Here is a 17,654-nt window from a genome sequence, read left to right as displayed (position 1 = left end):
CACAATCGTGAACAACCAGGTGAGCAAATTGCCCTGCAAGCAGACCCTTGAAAACGAGCTCAGGTGGAGCGTCCAGCAGGGCGTTTTTCAGCGGGTCCGGCTCCGCACCGTATTCGCAAGCCACAAGCATGCACATCGCGAACAACAGGCACGTTACCCGGACACGCTGCCTCATTACTTCTTGACCGAGTAATCCTGCCCCCACATCCGTACCGAACTGACCGCTTCGTTCATGCCTTCAAAAACAAACTTCTGGCGCACGGCGGTCTTCGGCGGAATGGTGACTTCGTCCGGGTTGTCCAGGCCGGTGAGGCGGTTGGAGTAACCCGCCTGGTCGATGGCCAGCAGCGCGCCGGTCTGGCCGAGGTTGACTACGCGCAATTGGGTGTCGGTGCTGTTCTTGAAGCCGAGGGTGATGCTGACGTTGTCGTCGCTGGGTTCGAGCTTCAACACTTCAACGGCGATGCGATCTTTCATTTGCTCGGCGGAGGAAATGATCGCGGCACCATCGGTGCCTTGGGCCGATTCGCGGCCATCGAGCACGCCCTCGCTGACGCCACCCAGCAGGTTCTTGCCAGCGGTGATGAACGTTGAAACGGCTGCCTTGGTCGAGTCCTTGATGAGGCTGCCGTCCGTCGGTTCGCCTTCGGCAAAGCACAGGGAGCTGAGCAGGAGGCTGGAGACGAAGAGGGTGGAGCGTGACGGCAGAAAAGTCATACATGAATCCTTGAGGGGGGCCTGCGACATCGCCTGTCATAAGGGCGAGCGGCAATGATAGCCGTGATCGAGGCCCGTGAGCGATATACCTCCTTGAGTATTTCCGGCCTTGTGTCGTTCCCGGTCGCGGAGCAGGCACTGGTTGCATTGAGCGAGTCCTGTGCTGGCCTGGGGGCGTTCGTCTGATCCGTAGTTTCCTGCGTCAGGTGCCACTGTCACGAACCCGCGCCCCACCCTCAGAATAGCCACACGGTGAGCCTATCGGGCGGGCTGTGTACTGCAATTTTCTAGTCCAGGAGTGCGCATGACGAAGATGGCGATTTTTTTAGGTGGGTTTTTGGCACTGACCCTATTGATCGGCGTACTGGCGACGATTTCGCCGGTATAGGCAACGGATGTTGGCGCTTTCTCCTGGCGACCGACATGACGATTTCATTGAACACTGCGGTGCTCATAACGACTAATCCCCAACAGGCCACTTGATTTGCGCGATGGATCAAGCGGCGTTTTACCTGCCGCGGCTGCGTTCCCCATGCGCAGCCGCAGGACTTCAAGGGGTAAGCGATGATTGAGGGATTCGAGGGTTTTTTCACCGGGTACACGTTGCTGGGTATTTCGTTGGCTAGCTGGATCCTTGCATTTTGCGCTGCTGTGCTCAGCTACGTGTTTGCAAGAACCGCGATCCGGTTTGTTTTCAGGAGAATCCAGGCAAGGGCGAGTGCGGGCAATGGTCATCTTAGCTACATTGCCAGCCAAGTGCTGTCAGCCACCAGCAACACGCTGCTGTTATTGGCGTCGATTCTGGTCGGGATAGGCATACTGGATTTGCCTGAGCGCTGGCTCAGTCGTGTCAGCAGCCTTTGGTTTGTGGTGGCCGCGTTGCAGGTCGGCTTATGGACGAACCGAGCGTTGGCGCTTTTGCTGCATCGCTATTTCTCTGTCCATGGCGCGAATGGGACATTTCAAGCCAGTGCCTTGGCGACCCTGAGTCTGTGGGGCGCAAGGGTGCTCCTATGGGCGGTGATTTTACTCGCAATGCTGTCGAACGTTGGCGTTAACATCACGGCCTTCGTGGCGAGCCTTGGCGTGGGTGGTATCGCTGTGGCACTCGCGGTCCAGAATATTCTTGGCGATGTGTTCGCCTCGCTGTCGATTGCCGTCGACAAGCCATTCGAGGTGGGCGATTTCATCGTTGTGGGTTCGCTTGCCGGTACGGTGGAGCACGTTGGCCTGAAGACGACCCGCATACGAAGTCTGGGGGGCGAACAAATCGTCATGGCGAACGCCGATATGATCGGAAGCACGATTCAGAATTACAAGCGGTTGCAGGAGCGTCGGATCGTGTTCGAGTTTCGCCTGACTTATGAATGTTCAACCGAACAGATCAGGCAGGTTACGCAACGGGTTGAAGCCATCATCAGGGATGAAGACCAGGCGCGGTTCGATCGGTGTCATTTCAAGAGTTTTGGCCAGAGCGCCCTGGAGTTCGAGACGGTCTACATCGTCCTGGACGCCAGCTATAACGTCTACATGGACGTCCAGCAGAGGATCAATCTGAAGATCATGGAAGCGGTTGCCGAGCTGGACACGAAATTTGCTTTTCCGTCACAGACCGTCCATGTCGCTTCATTGCCCGACTCCGTAGCACTTCGCCCGGTCACGCAGCATTCATCGCGCGCCGGGCATGCTTGATGTCACGCCCTTGTTACCGATGCAAAATCACCTGCGCAATCTCCTGCAACCCCATCACCCGTTGCGCCGCATTGAGTTTGATCGCTTCCTTGGGCATGCCGAAGACCACGCAGCTGGCTTCGTCCTGGGCCACGGTGCTGCCGCCGGCGTCGAGCATTTCCTTCAGGCCGCGGGCGCCGTCGTCGCCCATGCCGGTCATGATGATGCCGGTGGCGTTGCGGCCGGCGAATTTGGCGACTGAGCGAAACAGCACATCCACCGACGGGCGATGGCGGTTGACCAGCGGGCCGTCCACCACTTGCACGTGATAGAACGCGCCGCTGCGGGTCACCATCATATGTTTGCCGCCCGGGGCGATGAGCGCCAGGCCCGGGTGGATGCGGTCGTTGTTGCGGGCTTCGCGCACTTCGATCTGGCACAGGCTGTTGAGCCGGGCGGCGAACGAGGCGGTGAATTTTTCCGGCATGTGCTGGACGATAACGATGCCCGGGCACACCCGTGGCAGGGCGGTGAGCACCGCTTCCAGGGCCTGGGTGCCGCCGGTGGAGGTGCCCAGGGCGACGATGCGCTCGGTGGTCTGCGCCATGGCGTGGCCATTGGCGGCGGGCAGCATGGCGTCGGCGGTGAGTTTGGTGGCCGGGGTCAGCGCGGCTGGGGCGGGGCGCTTGCCCAGGTTGCGGACGTTGACCTGGGCGGCGGCGCGGATCGCCGAGACCAGCTCCGGCGCCGACTCCAACAGAAAACTCTTCAGCCCGGTGGTGGGCTTGGTGATGATTTCCACCGCGCCGGCGGCCATCGCCTGCAATGTGGTTTCCGCGCCCCGAGGCGTCAGGGACGAGCAGATCACCACCGGTGTGGGGCGCTCGCTCATGATTTTCTTCAGGAACGTGATGCCGTCCATGCGCGGCATTTCCACGTCCAGCACGATCACGTCGGGCCATTCCTTGGCCAGTTTGTCCATGGCGAAAATCGGGTCGGACGCCGCGCCCATGACGTGGATGTCCGGTGTCTCGCTCAGGATCGCCAATAACACCTGGCGAACCACGGCAGAGTCATCCACCAGCAGTACATTGATCTTTTTTGACATGGTCAGTGCCGGGTCCTTATGGGTTGGTGCCTGACCCACACATCGCCGCTGCACAGGTCGAAGATGATGCTGCGGTGGCCGGTGCTGCCCATGTCCTGGGCGATCAGGTCGAGGCGATAGAGGGCGGCCATTTCCAGCGCGGCGTTGACGTTCAGCCGCGCCACATCGCCGTAGGGCACATGGCGTTGCAGCTCGGGGAACATCTCACCGCCGCCGAACAGCTTGAGTTGGTAGTCCTCGGGTTCGGTGCGGTGGGCCCGGGCCTGGCGGATGAACAGTTCGATGGCTTCGTCGGCGTAGAGGCCGTTCAGTGCAGTGGAGCAGCGCACCCGACGGGGCAACATGAAGTGGCACATGGCGCCGATCCGGCGTTCGGGGTGCCACAACGTGATCGCCACGCAAGAGCCGAGAATGGTGCGCAGGCGAGTCGGGCAGGTGGCGAAGCGAAACTCCCCTGGCGCCAGGTACTCCTCGGCCACTGCCCTGATGGCGGCGCTCATGGTTTGCGGTAAATCGAGGGCGCCACCAGTTTCAAGGCATCGGACACGCCGTTGAGGCTTTCCGAGTGGCTGACGATGAAATACCCGCCGGACTTGAGCCGGGGGATCAAACGGGCAACCACTTTGCTTTTGGTGGGTTGGTCGAAGTAGATCATGACGTTGCGCAGGAAGATCACGTCGAACTCCCCCAGCTCCGGCAAGGTGTCGTTGAGGTTGACCTGGATGAAGTTGACCCGGTTGCGCAACGCCCGGTCGATGAGGAACGTGCCTTGCTGGCTGCCGGTGCCCTTGAGGCAATATTTCACCAGCAGTGGCTGGGGCAGGGTGCGGGCACGTTCCATCGGGTAATGCCCGGAGCGCGCCTTGGCCAGCACCTGGCTGCTGATGTCCGAACCGATGACTTCCCAGGGCGTGGTGCCCAGCCCTTCGGCCAGGGTCATGGCCAGGCTGTAGGGTTCTTCCCCGGATGAGCTGGCCGCGCTCCACAGGCGGAAGGTCTTGCCCGGTGTCGCATGGGGCAATACGTGTTGGCGCAGGAAATCGAAATGCTTGGGCTCGCGGAAAAAATAGGTCTCGTTGGTCGTCAGCAGGTCCAGCGCCACCTGTAGCTCATCGGTGCGCTGGCCGTTCATGATCAGCTTGAAATACTCGCCGTAGCTGTCCAATCCATAGTGCTTGAGGCGCTTGAATAAACGCCCGGCCACCAGGGCTTTCTTGGCCTCGGACAGGCTGATGCCGGCGGCCTGATAGAGCCAGGACTGGAACTGGCCGAACTCTCGGTCACTGAGCGCCAGCGAGCTCGCCGTGCGTTCCTTGCAGGTGTCGGCGTTCACGGGGCATCCACTTCCAGCACGTTCGGGCTGGCTTCTGCGAGTTGAGACATTTCGTCGATGGACAACACGCGGTCCACCTCCAGCACGATGACGAACTTGCCATCGACCTTGGCCATGCCACTGATGAAATCGGCGCGGATCTTCGCGCCGAAGCTCGGTGGCGGCTCGATCTGCGAGGCCGGGATCTCCAGCACCGCCGACACCGTGTCCACCAGCAGGCCAATGTCCTGGGCCTGCCCGTCGGCACTGGCCGCCTCGATGATCACCACGCAACTGCGGCGGCTGATCGCCGAATTCGGCCGGCCGAAGCGAGCCGAGAGATCGACCACCGGCACGACCGCGCCCCGCAGGTTGATCACCCCGCGCACGAAGGCCGGCATCATCGGCACCACGGTCAGGTTGCCGTACTCGATGATTTCCTTGATGCACAGGATGCCGATGGCAAACATCTCCGTGCCGAGCATAAACGTCAGGTATTGCGCTTCTTCCTCGACCGCGAGGGCGGTTTGACGTGTGGTCGCGATGGCGCCCATTGCTTTTTCTCCTTTAAGCAAGCCAGTGGAACCGGGCCATCAGAACCGGGTGAATTCCGACTCGTCCGGGGCGCTGGCCATGTTGTAGGCAAACGCTTTGGGCATGATCGGTGCCGGTGCCCGCGCCGGTTTGCGGCCGGACGGACCTGGGGTGTTATCGACCCTGGCAACTTGCACAGCGGACTTGGGCGGCGTGTCGAGGGTGAAGAAGCTCATGGCCTGTTGCAGCTGTTCGGCCTGGCTGCTCATTTCCTCGGCGGTGGCGGCCAGTTCTTCGCTGCTGGAGGCGTTTTGCTGGGTCACCTGGTTGAGCTGGGTCATGGCGGTGTTGATCTGCGCCACACCGGCGGCCTGTTCTTCGGAGGCGGCGCTGATTTCCTGCACCAGGTCCGAGGTCTTGTTGATCGAGGGGACCATCTCGTTGAGCAGGTTCCCGGCCTTTTCCGCCATGTCGACGCTGCTGGACGACAGCTCGCCGATTTCCTGGGCGGCCACCTGGCTGCGTTCGGCCAGCTTGCGCACTTCGGCGGCGACCACGGCGAAGCCTTTGCCGTGTTCACCGGCACGGGCTGCTTCGATGGCGGCGTTGAGCGCCAACAGGTTGGTTTGATAGGCGATGTCGTCGATGATGCTGATGCGCTGGGCGATTTTCTTCATCGCCACCACGGTCTGCTGCACCGATTCGCCGCCGTCGGTGGCTTCCTTGGCGGCCTTGCTGGCCATACCGTCGGTAACCTTGGCGTTCTCGGTGTTCTGGTTGATGCTGGCACTCATCTGCTCGATGGACGCACTGGTTTCCTCAACGCTGGCCGCCTGCTCGCTGGTGGCCTGGCTCATCGATTGCGCGGTGGCGCTGACTTCTTCGGAGGCGCTGGCGAGGTTGTCCGCGGCGTTACGCACTTCGCCGATGATGTGCGAGAGCTTGCCGACCATGTTCTGCATGGCATTGAGCACCATGCCGGTTTCGTCCTTGGAGCCATTTTCGATTTTCGCGTTCAGGTTGCCTTCGGCCAATTGTTCGGCAACGGTCGCGGCCAGTTTCAAGGGGCGGGAAATGATGCGCGAGATGAACAACGCCAGGCCCAGGCCTACCAGTAGGGCGGCAGCCAGTACGGCAATGATCGACAGGCGTGCGTTTTCAAAAAGCTCGACGCCGTGTGCACTGGCTGCGTCCGCGCCAGCAGCGTTGAGCTCGACAAGTTTTTGCAAGTCGCTGGTCACCAGATCGAACCGACGCTTGGACTCGCCCTTGAGCATCGCATGGGCCTGCTCGGTCAGATTCTGCCGGGACAGCGCGAGCAGGTCTTTGCTGATTGCAAGGTAGGCTGCCCAGTCAGTGCGAGTGGTTTCGAAGACCTGACGATCCTCAGCGCTGGAGAGCAGTTTTTCGTAAGTGTCCAGGCGCGTTTCGAAGGCTTTTTTGGCTTCGTCGGCTTCTTGCTCCAGGCCGACGCGCTCCTGTTCGGAGTCGGCGGCAATATGGCGGTTTTCCTTGAGGCGATAGTTCGCCGCATAGAAGCGCATGCCCGAGGCGGCGCGCATGGACGGCATCCAGTTTTGACGAATGTCGAGGGCGGTGTCGTTCACCTGGCCCAGTTGAATGATCGAGAACACCCCCATGACGGCGGTCAGCGCCAGCACCACAAGAAATGAAGTGATTAGTTTGGTGGCGATTCTAAGATCGTAGAACCATTTCATTGGGAATTACCTCTCCATGGAATTGCTAAAGCGTCAGCGAGCGTTGGCTTGTTGTAATTGCGTCGGGTTGTAGCGGTTTTCGGTCTGGGCGATCTGGGTGAGCAGCGCCGGTACGTCGAGAATCAACGCCACGGCGCCACTGCCCAGGATGGTCGAGCCACTGATGCCGCGAAGGGCGCCAAACAGCTTGCCCAGCGGCTTGATGACGGTCTGAAACTCACCCAGCAAGTCATCCACCACTAGCCCGGCCTTGAGTTCGGCGTAGCGCACCACCACCACGTTCTGCCGGCGCGCGGCCGGGCCTTCGTGGCTGAAGTGATCGCGCAGGTAGACCAGCGGCAGCACCTCGCCGCGCAGGTCGAGGTAGCCTTGTTCGCGACTGGCGAGTCCATCGTCTTCGCTCAGCTCGATGCATTCCTGGACCATGTCCAGCGGAATCACATAGGTCGACTGACCGATGCCCACCAGGAAGCCATTGATGATCGCCAGGGTCAGCGGCAGGCGAATGCGCACCACGGTGCCCTTGCCGGGCTGGCTGTCCAGGTCGACGGTGCCGCGCAGCAGGGTGATGTTGCGCTTGACCACGTCCATGCCCACGCCACGCCCCGAAAGGTTGGTCACGGCCTGGGCGGTGGAAAAGCCGGGTTCGAAAATCAGGTTGTAGATTTCCTGGTCGGTGGGGCTGGCACCCGGCGGCACCAGGCCACGTTCCTGGGCTTTTTCCAGGATCCGGTCACGGTTCAGGCCGGCGCCGTCGTCGGCGATTTCCAGCACGATGCTGCCGGAGTCGTGATACGCGTTGAGGTGCAAGTGCCCCTTGACCGGTTTGCCGGCCGCCAGCCGGGCCTCGGCGGTTTCAATGCCGTGGTCCATGGCGTTGCGCAGCAGGTGCATGAGCGGGTCGCCGATTTTTTCCACCACGGTCTTGTCCAGCTCGGTCTCCGCGCCGCTGATGATCAGGTCGATGTCCTTGCCCAGTTCCTGGCTGACATCGCGTACCACCCGACGGAAGCGGTTGAAGGTTTCGCCGATGGGGATCATGCGCAGGCGCAGGGCGCCGTCGAGGATTTCTTCCACCAGCCCGGAGACTGACGAGGTGGCTTCCTGCAACGGGTCGTTTTGGCAGGTACGGGCCAGCAGGCTGGCACCGGCGCTGGCAATGACCAGTTCGCCCACCAGGTTGATCAACTCGTCGAGCTTGTCCGCATTGACCCGCACATAGGTGCCGTCCTTGCCCTTGCTGTCGCTGGTCACCGCTTGTTTGTCAGTGGCGATCTGGGCGGGCATGCGCGGCGTCTTGCGCTGGTCGGACAGCAACTCGCCGGTAGCGACCAACGCGGTGCTTTCCTCGGCCGGTTCCGGCGACGTGGTGACCAGGCCGGTGTTGGCCGCAAGCGTGATGTCGTCATCCTGGGCAACGATCTCGATCTCGCAGTCTTCGCGGACGAAATCGAACACTTCGTTGATCGCCCCGTGGCTGGCGGCCGAGCGAAACTCGATGTCGAAGCCCAGGTAACAGGACTCGGCGTCCCAGGCGTCGGCGGCGGGCAGGGCGTCAGTCAGGGTGGTGATCTCGACGATTTCACCCAGGGTTTGCAGGTAGCGCAGGAACGACAGCGGGTCCATGCCGTTGCGGAACACGTCTTGGCCGAAGCGCAGGGAAAGGTGCCAGAGGCGCGTTTCGCCGGATTCGTGGGGGGCGGTCTCCTGCGTAGGCGTCGGCGCCGCGGTCGGCGAGGGCGCCTGGTATTCCTGAAGGATCTGACACAGCTCCACTTCCCGTTGCAGAGCCGGCGGCGGCAGTGATCCGCCCTGGTTGGCGGCCACGTTGATCAGTTCCAGCATGTGGTCGCTGGACTTGAGCAGCACCGCGATCAGGCTGGCGTCCACCTCGACGCTGCCGTTGCGCAGGCGGTCGAGCACGTCTTCGACGATGTGGGTGAAGCTGACGATCGGTTCCAGGCCGAACAGCCCGGCCGACCCTTTGATCGTGTGGGCCGCCCGGAAGATCGCGCCGATGGCGTCATCGTCGCCGGGGTCGGTTTCCAGTTGCAGCAGCGATTCTTCCATCGCCTGCAACTGTTCCCGTGCCTCGACGATGAAGGTCTGTTGTGCCTGATCGAGATTGATGCTCACGCTCATTTCCTTTGTCGTGTCCGACGTATTGCGGTCCTAGGCAACCAGGTTGCACAGGGCAAGTGTCTCCGTGACGGCCTTGCTTTGGCCGGTCAGTGTCAGTTGGGTCCCGGCCCTGGAGGCCTCGCGCTGCACCATCAGCAGCAGTTGCAGGCCGGCGCCGTCCATCTCGGTGATCTGCGACAGATCGAGGGCCATTCGCGGCGTTGCCCCCAGGTGCGGCAGCCACTGCACGGCCAGCTCGGCCGCGGTGTAGATCGTCAGCTCGCCGTCGATGTGCACCTGGGCGGTGTCATCCTGTGCTTCGTATTGCAACGGCATTGGAGCCTCCGGCTATCAAGGAAGAATCAGCTTGGACACCGCCGCCAGCATCTGCGCCGGCTGGAACGGCTTGACCACCCAGGCCTTGGCCCCGGCGGCCTGGCCTTCCTGTTTCTTCGATTCCTGGGATTCGGTGGTGAGCATGATGATCGGCGTGAACTTGTAGCTGGCCAGCTTCTTGACCTCCTTGACGAAGGTGATGCCGTCCATGTTGGGCATGTTCACGTCACTGATGATCAGGTGCACTTTCTGCCCATTGAGCTTGCCCAGCGCGTCCTTGCCATCGCTGGCTTCGATCACGTCGTAGCCGGCACTTTTCAATGCGATGCCGACCACCTGCCGAACGCTCGCGGAGTCGTCGACAACCAATACACTTTTAGCCATGAGCGGCTCTCCTAAAAGAAGGTTATTTCCTGTGAAGTCTGTTGCGCGCTCGAGTCGCCGTGATGATTGCGGCGTTGCTCGTCGGTGGCGTAAGTGGTTTCCATGCGTGCCAGCCATTGGCGGGCATCGATGGAGACAGCCTCGTCGGGCGACTGACTGGCCTGCTGCATATGCACGTGCAGGTCCTCGATGTTGTCGCGCACGTGGCTGAGGATCTGGCTGACCCGATCCTGGAACTGCAGGCTGACCAGCACCTCGGTGAGTTCATCGCGAATGCCGAAGCTTTCCCGTTGCAGCATGTCTGCCGAGTCGGCCAGGCGGCCGGTGACACTCTTGAAGCGCTCCAGTACCTGCTGGATGCTTTGCTCGGAGGCACTGACCGAATGGCTGTCCTGGTCCGCTCCGCTGGACGCGGCATGCACCAATTGGGTGATGGCGGTGTTGATGATGTCGACCTTGGCCGACATCTGCTGGCCGGTCTCGCTGGACTTGCTCGAGAGGCTGCGTACGGCGTCGGCCACCACGGCAAAACCACGCCCGGCCTCGCCGGCACGGGCGGCTTCGATGGCGGCGTTGAGGGCCAGCAGGTTGGTCTGCGCGGCAATCGCCGCGACGTCGGCGGCCATGGTCCGCAGCTCGCCGGTATAAGCCGTCAGGTTGCGCACCTGGGCCAGGGTTTCGTCGCGGCTGGCCTGGGTGGCTTTCAGGGAATCGATGACCTTGACCAGTTCGCCTTCGCTTTGGGCCAGCACCTGCACGGCGCCGCCACTGCTGCTGCCAGCCAGTTCACCAGCGGCCAGTTGCGAGGCTTGCACGGTATCTTCCAGGCGTGACGAAATGCCGGTGAAGCGGCTGGTCAGGGAGACGATCGCGGTCTCGGTCTGTTGCCGGGAGCTTTCGACCTGCTTGGCCCAGATCGGCATGGCACCGAGGATGACTTCGTTGAGTTGTGCGTTTGTTTTATGGGCCAGATGCTCGTTGCCTTGCAGGTCGTGGCGAGCAATGGCGGCGGCGACGGCGCTGTCGAACTGCTGGCGTTGCGAGCGCGCACCCCATACGCCGGCCCCGACGCCCAAGGCCAGGATCGCCACGCTCAAACCGATGTTTTGCCCACTCGCGCCATTGAGCGCCAGCACGCCAATGCTCGCGGCAATGGCCACTAGCACGGCACTCCAGAGGATGCGTGGTTTTGATGGGGAAGGGGAATGACCGTGAGAATACGACGTCATGGTTCGGTCCTTGAACAGTGTTGCCAACAGGTTATTTGCGAATAACTGGTTATCTGCCAAACCGACCCGGTCTTGAGGACCAATCGTCCGGTTTCGATAAAAATAATGGCACAGTGCTATCTAAGGATAGACGAGATTGGAAAATTGTCGAGATGGCCTGACCTGTGGAAGTCCCGTGGCGCGGGCGCTTGCTCCCGCTGGAGCGAGAAGCGGTCCCAAAAATGGCTGGGGCGGTTAGCCTGATACATCGCGTGTTCAGGTATTGGGGCTGCTGCGCAGCCCAGCGGGAGCAAGCTCCCTCGCCACAGGAGCGGTTTGAGCCGAATCTTCTGAAACGATTTGTATGGATTGAGCTAAATTACCCCGCATCGGATTTTCGAACCTGCCATCAGAGTCCCCATGCCGACCCAGCCCCTCTGGAAAACCTATCTCCTGTTCCTGATCCCCATGGTTCTGTCCAACTTCCTGCAGTCCATGTCCGGCACGTTCAACAGCATCTACATCGGCCAGATGCTCGGCACCCAGGCATTGGCGTCGGTGTCGGGCATGTTTCCCATCGTGTTTTTCTTTATCGCTTTGGTGATCGGCCTGGGCGCGGGCGCGGGGGTGCTGATCGGGCAGGCCTACGGTGCCGGCGAAACCGGCACGGTGAAGGCGATTGCCGGTTCGACGTTGTTGCTGGGGGCGATTATCGGCCTGATGGCGGCGGTGCTGGGCAGTGTCTTTGCGCGTCAGGCGTTGCAAGGGCTCGGCACGCCGGCCGATGTACTGGAGGATGCCGTTGCCTATGCCCGGGTCATGCTGTGGATCCTGCCGATGTTGCTGGTTTTCGTGCTGTTCACCCAATTGCTGCGCGGGGTGAGCGATACGGTGTCACCGATGTTGGCGCTGCTGGTGTCCACCAGTGTCGGGTTGCTGCTCACGCCAGCGTTGATTCGCGGCTGGCTGGGGTTGCCGCAGATGGGCATCCAGAGCGCGGCATGGGCGGGGCTGGCGGGGACGACGTCGGCGATGCTGATGCTGGCATGGCGCCTGAGTCGCCGCCAGCATGCCCTGGCGCCGGACCGCGCGTTGTTCGCGGCGATGCGCCTGGACCGGGAAATTCTTGGCAAGGTGCTGCGCATTGGCCTGCCCACGGGGTTGCAGATGGTGGTGATCTCGTTGTCGGAGTTGGTGATCCTGGCACTGGTCAATCGCCATGGCTCCGAGGCTACGGCGGCCTACGGCGCGGTGACGCAGATCGTCAATTACGTGCAGTTTCCGGCGCTGTCGATTGCCATCACCGCCTCGATCCTCGGCGCCCAGGCCATCGGTGCCGGCCGCCTGGAGCGCCTGGGGCCGATCCTGCGCACGGGGCTCGCGATCAATCTCTGGCTCACCGGTGGGCTGGTTCTGCTGGGCTATCTGTTGTCCCACTGGCTGCTGGGGTTGTTCATCACCGCCCCGGCGGCCCGGATCCAGGCCGAACACTTGCTGCATATCATGCTCTGGAGCTTGCTGGTGTTCGGCTTCCAGGCGATCGTCGGCGGCATCATGCGTGCCAGCGGCACGGTGCTGGTGCCGGTCGTCATCTCGATTTTCTGCATCGTCGCCGTGCAAGTGCCGGCCGCGTATCTGCTGGACGCGCACTTCGGGTTGCAAGGGGTATGGATGGCGTTCCCGGTGGCTTACTTGAGCATGCTGCTGTTGCAGACGCTGTACTACAAGCTGGTCTGGCAGCATCAGCCGATCGAGCGCCTGGTGTAACCGACCCACCACTAAACCCTGTGGGAGCGAGCTTGCTCGCGATAGCGGTGGGTCAGCTTGCATTGATGCTGAATGTGCCGACGCTATCGCGAGCAAGCTCGCTCCCACAGGTTCGGTGCCTGGCGATGTTACAGTGGCCATCACCCGCCACGCCGCCACCGAGGATCCGATGCCTGCCAGTCTCCCCACTCACATCGCCTACCGCGCCTTCCTGTTCGACATGGATGGCACCCTGCTCAATTCCATCGCCGCCGCCGAGCGGATCTGGACGCGCTGGGCCCTGCGCCATGGCGTGGACGTGGCGACGTTCCTGCCGACCATCCATGGCGTGCGCGCCATCGACACCATCGCCCGCCAGCACCTGTCGGGGGTGGATGCCCAAGCGGAAGCCGAGCAGATTACCCGCGAAGAAATCGAAGACGTCGAAGGGGTGGTGCAAGTGCCCGGTGCGCTGGCTTTCCTGGAAAGCCTGCCGCCAGAGCGTTGGGCAATCGTCACCTCGGCGCCCATGGCGTTGGCCTTGCGCCGGATGGAAGCGGCGGGGATCCCCCGTCCCGGTGTGATGGTCACCGCCGAGGATGTGAGCGACGGCAAGCCCAACCCCACCTGCTATCGCCTGGCCGCCGAGCGCCTGCAAGTGGCGCCCCAGGACTGCCTGGTGTTTGAAGACGCCGAGGCCGGAATCCGGGCAGGCGAGGCTGCCGGGGCTGACGTGATGGTGGTAACGGCAACGCACACGCACCCGGTGGTCAGCCGTCATCCGCAGATCAAGGATTACCGTGGACTGGGCCTTGAAGTGGATGGCGCCGGCTTGATGCGAATTCTGTAGCCACCGCAAATCCCCTGTGGGAGCGAGCTCGCTCGCGATAGCGGTGGTTCAGCCTGCATCAATGCTGAATGTGCCACCGCCATCGCGAGCAAGCTCGCTCCCACATTGGATTTGTGGCCCTCAGATAGGTCAGGTCACCACGCGATAGCACGGCACATACGCCGCGCCGCCCGGCAGTTTCATGCGGTGTTGGGCGACGAAGGCCTGGAGCAGGCGGTCGAGGGGTTCCATGATGGCGGCGTCGCCGTGGATCTCGTAAGGGCCGTGCTCTTCGATCAGGCGGATGCCCTTGTCCTTGACGTTACCGGCCACGATCCCCGAGAACGCCCGGCGCAGGTTGGCCGCCAGTTCGTGGGCGGGCAGGTCGCGGCTCAGGCCCAGGCTGGCCATGTTGGCGTGAGTCGGGTCGAACGGGCGCTGGAAGCCCTCGTCGATCTTCAGCAGCCAGTTGAAGTGGAAGGCGTCGTTGCGTTCGCGGCGGAACTGCTTGACCTCCTTGAGCCCCTGGGTCATCTGCCGTGCCACTTCGGCCGGGTCGTCGATGATGATCTGATAGTGCTTCTGCGCTGCTTCGCCCAGGGTCGCACCGACAAACGCATGCAACTGGTCGAGGTACGGCGCGGCGCTTTTCGGCCCGGTGAGAACAACCGGGAAGGGCAGGTCCTGGTTGGCCGGATGCATCAGGATGCCCAGCAGGTAGAGGAACTCTTCCGCCGTACCGGCGCCACCCGGGAAGATAATGATGCCGTGGCCGACACGCACGAAGGCCTCCAGGCGTTTCTCGATGTCCGGCAGGATCACCAGCTCATTGACGATCGGGTTTGGCGCTTCGGCGGCGATGATGCCCGGCTCCGTCAGTCCCAGGTAACGGCCGCCATGGATGCGCTGCTTGGCGTGGGCAATGGTGGCGCCTTTCATCGGGCCTTTCATCACGCCTGGGCCGCAACCGGTGCAGATGTCGAGGCTGCGCAGGCCCAGTTCGTGGCCGACCTTCTTGGTGTATTTGTATTCTTCGGTGTTGATCGAGTGACCGCCCCAGCACACGACGATTTTCGGCTCCACGCCAGGGCGCAGGGTACGGGCGTTGCGCAGCAGGTGGAACACGTAGTCGCTGATGCCCTGGGACGAGCTGAGGTCGATGCGCTGGCTGTCCAGTTCGTTCTCGGTGTAGACGATGTCGCGCAGGGCGCTGAAGAGCATTTCTCGGGTGCTGGCGATCATTTCGCCGTCGACGAACGCATCGGCTGGCGCGTTCAGCAGCTCCAGGCGTACACCGCGGTCCTGCTGGTGAATGCGGATCTCGAAGTCCTTGTAGGCTTCCAGGATGGTCTTGGCGTTATCGACATGGGCGCCGGTATTGAGGATGGCCAGGGCGCACTGGCGGAAGAGGTCGTAGATGCTGCCGGAACCGGCTTCGCTCAGTTGTTGGACTTCGCGCTGGGACAAGGTTTCCAGGCTGCCCTTGGGGCTGACCGAGGCGTTGATTACATGTCTTTGAGTCATTCAGCTTTCCTTGAAAACGATGCCATGCACACAACGACGGCATCTTGAAAAAAACGTCCACACCGAAAGATCGCACGATCCTTGCACTATCGCCATGGACTTTGTTCCTCGCCCGGCGAGTCGGTAGCGATACAAAATGAGCCCCAGCATAGCTAAATCGACCGGGCAGGCGATAATGCGTGACTCTTTTGATGCCGTACAAGGAAATTGCGCCGCGATGTTCGAGATCAAACCGTGGGATGGCGACACCTACCGCAGGCAGACCCGCCGCAGCACCCTGATCATCGCGGTGGTGTTCCTGGCCCTGGCGATGCTGCTGTCCAGCCTGGCCGTGATGCTGTTGGGGACGCCCGGAGGCGATAACTTTCGTTTCAACCTCGGTGGGGTGATTGTCGCGGTGCTGGCGATGGCTGTGCTGATGCGCCAGTATTTCTGGTCGCAGCCGTGGATGGCCGCCGCGGTGTACGGCTGGCAGCTCAAGCGCAGCCTGATGAAAATCACCAACGTGATGCACCAGGTGACGGCTGGGGTGCAGGCCCAGGACCCCGCTGCCATGAAGCTGCTGCGCTTTTATCACCTGGGGCTGGCCCAGATGCATCAGCTGGACGCCAACTCCAGCGCCCAGGGTTCCCTGGCGCGGGAAGCCGACGCGCACCTGGCGAACATGCAGGCGCTGGGCCTGGACAGCGAACAGTCGCGCCTTGACCCGAGTTGGATCGAGACGGTGAAGCAGGCCTATAGCGCCGGTTGATCGGTCAGAGGCGGCCGATGCGCGCCGTTCGTCGGTAGGCCGTCAGGAAAATCAAACCCGCCCCAGGCACTGTCTTTCTCATGATCAGTCATGCAAAGGAGAGATGACATGCCTGATCGAAGTGTTTATGGCAGCTGGAAATGGCTATGGGCAGCGGTTTTTGGATTGACCGGCTGCGCGGGCGGCACGAGCGATTCGCCTGTGGATGCGCCAGGCGCCGCGAAGACCCCGACCACCGCGACGCTGGAAACCGGGGCGCGGATCCTGCAGGACAAACCGCCGTTGCGGGCCCTGGACACCTATCTCGATGGTTTTCATTTCTATAACGGGCGCATGTCCGGGCAGATGGAAGCGCATCACTACTGCTCGGCGCTGAACGAGGAAGTCTTTCAGTGCGCCATCTTCGACGGCAATACCTCCAGTGCCAAGCTGATGGGCGTCGAGTACATCATCAGCCAGCGCTTGTTCGAAGGTTTGCCGGCCAGTGAAAAACAGCTGTGGCACAGCCATGTGCATGAGGTGAAATCCGGGCAGTTGATTGCGCCCGGGATTCCCCAGGCAGCGGAAACCCGGTTGATGAAAAATCTGATCGGCACTTACGGCAAGACCTGGCACACCTGGCATACCGAACAGGGCAATGCACTGCCTTACGGGGTGCCTCAGTTGATGATGGGGTTCACGGCCGATGGGCAGGTTGACCCGCAGTTGGTACGCGAGCGGGACGCTCGGATGGGTGTCGACAGCGAAGCGAAAAAGCGTGCCCGAGCGGGTATCGACACGCCGGCGATTGATCCGGGTGCCGATGCTTGGCAGAAAGGGCAGGTGTGGCAGATCAAGGATCCGACTGGCGAACACGCACATTGAAGGGGGAAATACTAATTTGTGATAAGGGATTTATTTGTGGCGAGGGGATTTATCCCCGCTGGGCTGCGAAGCAGCCCCATCTGACCACTTTGGTGGAGCAGGGAAATCCGGGTTGCTTCCATAAGGACTGCTTCGCAGCCCAACGGGGATAAATCCCCTCGCCACAAGAGCCCTTTGCCACAAAGAAAGGTGCGAAGTGCTTGTGATGATATAGGAGAAGTACAACTACGGCTGTTTGAAATGCCCAGGCACACCATGCTCTTTTTCATTGGGCCTGGTTTTTTTCTGAACTTGCACATCGCTGAGTTCAACCTCCTTGAGTTCATTGAACGTCGCCCTCAATAAGGCTTCGGCTTCGCTGACACTCAATGTCTCGGAGTTGGCCTCGACCACGCGATTGTCGGGTTGGCCATTGCTGATGAAACTGATGATGAATCGATCCTGGCTGCTCATGGGCGACCTCGGTACGGTTAAGCGCCAGGGCGCAGCGTGCCTGCGCCCCGACGGTTTTCCAGGTTACGATTTTCTGCCGCCGCCTTGGCTGCGTCCGCCACCTTTCCTGCCGGCTTCAGAGGCTTTTTCCCGGTCGTTTGCAAAATTATTGCCGCCCGAAGCTTGGCCGCCTTTCTTCCCGGCTTCCGATGCTTTTTCACGATCATTTGCGAAATTACCTGGGTTCTTGTTTCCGGTGTTAGCCATTTTGAGAATCCTCATTTCGGTTAAGCGAGCAACGGCCTCGCTTAATTGTGAAAGAAAATGCCCGAGGGAAGTTTAATGAAAAAGCTTCGTTAGCGACGAACGGTGATCCGAGCAAATAACGCCATAAAAAAC

Annotated in this window: 18 protein-coding genes and 1 pseudogene; 6 read left to right on the top strand and 13 right to left on the bottom strand. The window is 61.4% G+C overall.

The genetic code is table 11. The features are described 5' to 3' along the window. Positions 1-174: 174 nt before the first annotated feature. On the bottom strand, positions 175-717 hold the full coding sequence (locus tag PSH84_RS22320; protein ID WP_305467559.1) for a hypothetical protein: 543 nt from the start codon (positions 715-717) through the stop codon (positions 175-177). A gap of 54 nt (positions 718-771) precedes the next feature. On the opposite strand from PSH84_RS22320, the gene PSH84_RS22315 reads away from it, so the two are divergent. Together PSH84_RS22315 and PSH84_RS22310 are read left to right on the top strand one after the other, a co-directional pair. Further along, entirely contained in the window at positions 772-903 is a 132-nt protein-coding gene (locus tag PSH84_RS22315) for a hypothetical protein (RefSeq protein WP_277343017.1), read from the top strand. A 378-nt stretch (positions 904-1,281) separates the two neighbouring features. Further along, a complete protein-coding gene (locus PSH84_RS22310; RefSeq protein ID WP_305467556.1) occupies positions 1,282-2,409 on the top strand; it encodes a mechanosensitive ion channel family protein in 1,128 nt (375 codons plus the stop codon). Between the two features lie 13 nt (positions 2,410-2,422). Here the strand turns inward: PSH84_RS22310 and PSH84_RS22305 are convergent, their stop codons facing one another. The 9 genes and pseudogenes from PSH84_RS22305 to PSH84_RS22265 all read right to left on the bottom strand — a co-directional run. Further along, positions 2,423-3,496 carry a protein-glutamate methylesterase/protein-glutamine glutaminase gene (locus PSH84_RS22305; protein WP_122566248.1) on the bottom strand — a complete coding sequence of 358 codons (1,074 nt, stop codon included), beginning with the start codon at positions 3,494-3,496 and terminating at the stop codon, positions 2,423-2,425. Between the two features lie 2 nt (positions 3,497-3,498). Next, positions 3,499-3,996 carry a chemoreceptor glutamine deamidase CheD gene (gene cheD / locus PSH84_RS22300; protein ID WP_305467554.1) on the bottom strand — a complete coding sequence of 166 codons (498 nt, stop codon included), beginning with the start codon at positions 3,994-3,996 and terminating at the stop codon, positions 3,499-3,501. Next, entirely contained in the window at positions 3,993-4,829 is an 837-nt protein-coding gene (locus tag PSH84_RS22295; protein ID WP_163006739.1) for a CheR family methyltransferase, read from the bottom strand. Before PSH84_RS22295 ends, cheD begins: the two co-directional genes overlap by 4 nt. Beyond that, entirely contained in the window at positions 4,826-5,362 is a 537-nt protein-coding gene (locus PSH84_RS22290; RefSeq protein WP_122566250.1) for a chemotaxis protein CheW, read from the bottom strand. Before PSH84_RS22290 ends, PSH84_RS22295 begins: the two co-directional genes overlap by 4 nt. Before the next feature lie 39 nt (positions 5,363-5,401). Then, positions 5,402-7,060, bottom strand: coding sequence for a methyl-accepting chemotaxis protein (locus tag PSH84_RS22285; RefSeq protein ID WP_305467551.1), 1,659 nt, complete (start codon positions 7,058-7,060; stop codon positions 5,402-5,404). A 33-nt stretch (positions 7,061-7,093) separates the two neighbouring features. Next, positions 7,094-9,196: a chemotaxis protein CheA gene (locus PSH84_RS22280; RefSeq protein WP_122566314.1), complete on the bottom strand. Its 2,103-nt coding sequence runs from the start codon at positions 9,194-9,196 to the stop codon at positions 7,094-7,096. Between the two features lie 36 nt (positions 9,197-9,232). Further along, the gene (locus PSH84_RS22275; protein ID WP_122566252.1) at positions 9,233-9,517 is read right to left on the bottom strand and encodes an STAS domain-containing protein; all 285 of its coding nucleotides are present in this window, start codon (positions 9,515-9,517) and stop codon (positions 9,233-9,235) included. A 15-nt stretch (positions 9,518-9,532) separates the two neighbouring features. Further along, complete coding sequence (locus tag PSH84_RS22270) at positions 9,533-9,901, bottom strand: response regulator (RefSeq protein ID WP_003203044.1); 369 nt, start codon at positions 9,899-9,901, stop codon at positions 9,533-9,535. An 11-nt stretch (positions 9,902-9,912) separates the two neighbouring features. After that, a pseudogene (locus PSH84_RS22265) lies at positions 9,913-10,857 on the bottom strand (methyl-accepting chemotaxis protein); the annotation flags it as partial. A 672-nt stretch (positions 10,858-11,529) separates the two neighbouring features. Between PSH84_RS22265 and PSH84_RS22260 the strand changes: the two are divergent. After that, complete coding sequence (locus PSH84_RS22260) at positions 11,530-12,876, top strand: MATE family efflux transporter (protein WP_122566254.1); 1,347 nt, start codon at positions 11,530-11,532, stop codon at positions 12,874-12,876. Between the two features lie 169 nt (positions 12,877-13,045). Further along, positions 13,046-13,705 (top strand): HAD family hydrolase, encoded by a 660-nt coding sequence (locus PSH84_RS22255; protein ID WP_305467548.1) that lies wholly within the window; start codon positions 13,046-13,048, stop codon positions 13,703-13,705. Between the two features lie 129 nt (positions 13,706-13,834). Here the strand turns inward: PSH84_RS22255 and ppnN are convergent, their stop codons facing one another. Beyond that, positions 13,835-15,208 (bottom strand): nucleotide 5'-monophosphate nucleosidase PpnN, encoded by a 1,374-nt coding sequence (gene ppnN / locus PSH84_RS22250; RefSeq protein WP_122566255.1) that lies wholly within the window; start codon positions 15,206-15,208, stop codon positions 13,835-13,837. A 217-nt stretch (positions 15,209-15,425) separates the two neighbouring features. Between ppnN and PSH84_RS22245 the strand changes: the two genes are divergently transcribed. Both PSH84_RS22245 and PSH84_RS22240 read left to right on the top strand, forming a co-directional pair. Continuing rightward, positions 15,426-15,959, top strand: a complete 534-nt coding sequence (locus tag PSH84_RS22245) for a DUF3087 family protein (protein WP_305481804.1) — start codon at positions 15,426-15,428, stop codon at positions 15,957-15,959. A gap of 108 nt (positions 15,960-16,067) precedes the next feature. Continuing rightward, on the top strand, positions 16,068-16,823 hold the full coding sequence (locus PSH84_RS22240) for an OBAP family protein (protein WP_305467545.1): 756 nt from the start codon (positions 16,068-16,070) through the stop codon (positions 16,821-16,823). 225 nt (positions 16,824-17,048) lie between these two features. Here PSH84_RS22240 and PSH84_RS22235 read toward each other — a convergent pair whose 3' ends face one another. Continuing rightward, complete coding sequence (locus PSH84_RS22235; protein WP_305467544.1) at positions 17,049-17,276, bottom strand: hypothetical protein; 228 nt, start codon at positions 17,274-17,276, stop codon at positions 17,049-17,051. A gap of 63 nt (positions 17,277-17,339) precedes the next feature. After that, entirely contained in the window at positions 17,340-17,522 is a 183-nt protein-coding gene (locus tag PSH84_RS22230; RefSeq protein ID WP_122566259.1) for a con-10 family general stress protein, read from the bottom strand. Between the last annotated feature and the right edge of the window lie 132 nt (positions 17,523-17,654).

Origin of the sequence: Pseudomonas beijingensis, assembly GCF_030687295.1 — a bacterium.
Taxonomy (GTDB): Bacteria; Pseudomonadota; Gammaproteobacteria; order Pseudomonadales; family Pseudomonadaceae; genus Aquipseudomonas; species Aquipseudomonas beijingensis.
This window is presented reverse-complemented; position numbering and strand designations above follow the sequence as displayed.

Excerpts from the sequence above, each read along its gene's own strand:
- PSH84_RS22320 (WP_305467559.1), bottom strand. The coding sequence starts at position 717 with ATGACTTTTCTGCCGTCACGCTCCACCCTCTTCGTCTCCAGCCTCCTG.
- PSH84_RS22315 (WP_277343017.1), top strand. The coding sequence starts at position 772 with ATGATAGCCGTGATCGAGGCCCGTGAGCGATATACCTCCTTGAGTATT.
- PSH84_RS22310 (WP_305467556.1), top strand. The coding sequence starts at position 1,282 with ATGATTGAGGGATTCGAGGGTTTTTTCACCGGGTACACGTTGCTGGGT.
- PSH84_RS22305 (WP_122566248.1), bottom strand. The coding sequence starts at position 3,496 with ATGTCAAAAAAGATCAATGTACTGCTGGTGGATGACTCTGCCGTGGTT.
- cheD (WP_305467554.1), bottom strand. The coding sequence starts at position 3,996 with ATGAGCGCCGCCATCAGGGCAGTGGCCGAGGAGTACCTGGCGCCAGGG.
- PSH84_RS22290 (WP_122566250.1), bottom strand. The coding sequence starts at position 5,362 with ATGGGCGCCATCGCGACCACACGTCAAACCGCCCTCGCGGTCGAGGAA.
- PSH84_RS22285 (WP_305467551.1), bottom strand. The coding sequence starts at position 7,060 with ATGAAATGGTTCTACGATCTTAGAATCGCCACCAAACTAATCACTTCA.
- PSH84_RS22275 (WP_122566252.1), bottom strand. The coding sequence starts at position 9,517 with ATGCCGTTGCAATACGAAGCACAGGATGACACCGCCCAGGTGCACATC.
- PSH84_RS22270 (WP_003203044.1), bottom strand. The coding sequence starts at position 9,901 with ATGGCTAAAAGTGTATTGGTTGTCGACGACTCCGCGAGCGTTCGGCAG.
- PSH84_RS22260 (WP_122566254.1), top strand. The coding sequence starts at position 11,530 with ATGCCGACCCAGCCCCTCTGGAAAACCTATCTCCTGTTCCTGATCCCC.
- PSH84_RS22255 (WP_305467548.1), top strand. The coding sequence starts at position 13,046 with ATGCCTGCCAGTCTCCCCACTCACATCGCCTACCGCGCCTTCCTGTTC.
- ppnN (WP_122566255.1), bottom strand. The coding sequence starts at position 15,208 with ATGACTCAAAGACATGTAATCAACGCCTCGGTCAGCCCCAAGGGCAGC.
- PSH84_RS22245 (WP_305481804.1), top strand. The coding sequence starts at position 15,426 with ATGTTCGAGATCAAACCGTGGGATGGCGACACCTACCGCAGGCAGACC.
- PSH84_RS22240 (WP_305467545.1), top strand. The coding sequence starts at position 16,068 with ATGCCTGATCGAAGTGTTTATGGCAGCTGGAAATGGCTATGGGCAGCG.
- PSH84_RS22235 (WP_305467544.1), bottom strand. The coding sequence starts at position 17,276 with ATGAGCAGCCAGGATCGATTCATCATCAGTTTCATCAGCAATGGCCAA.
- PSH84_RS22230 (WP_122566259.1), bottom strand. The coding sequence starts at position 17,522 with ATGGCTAACACCGGAAACAAGAACCCAGGTAATTTCGCAAATGATCGT.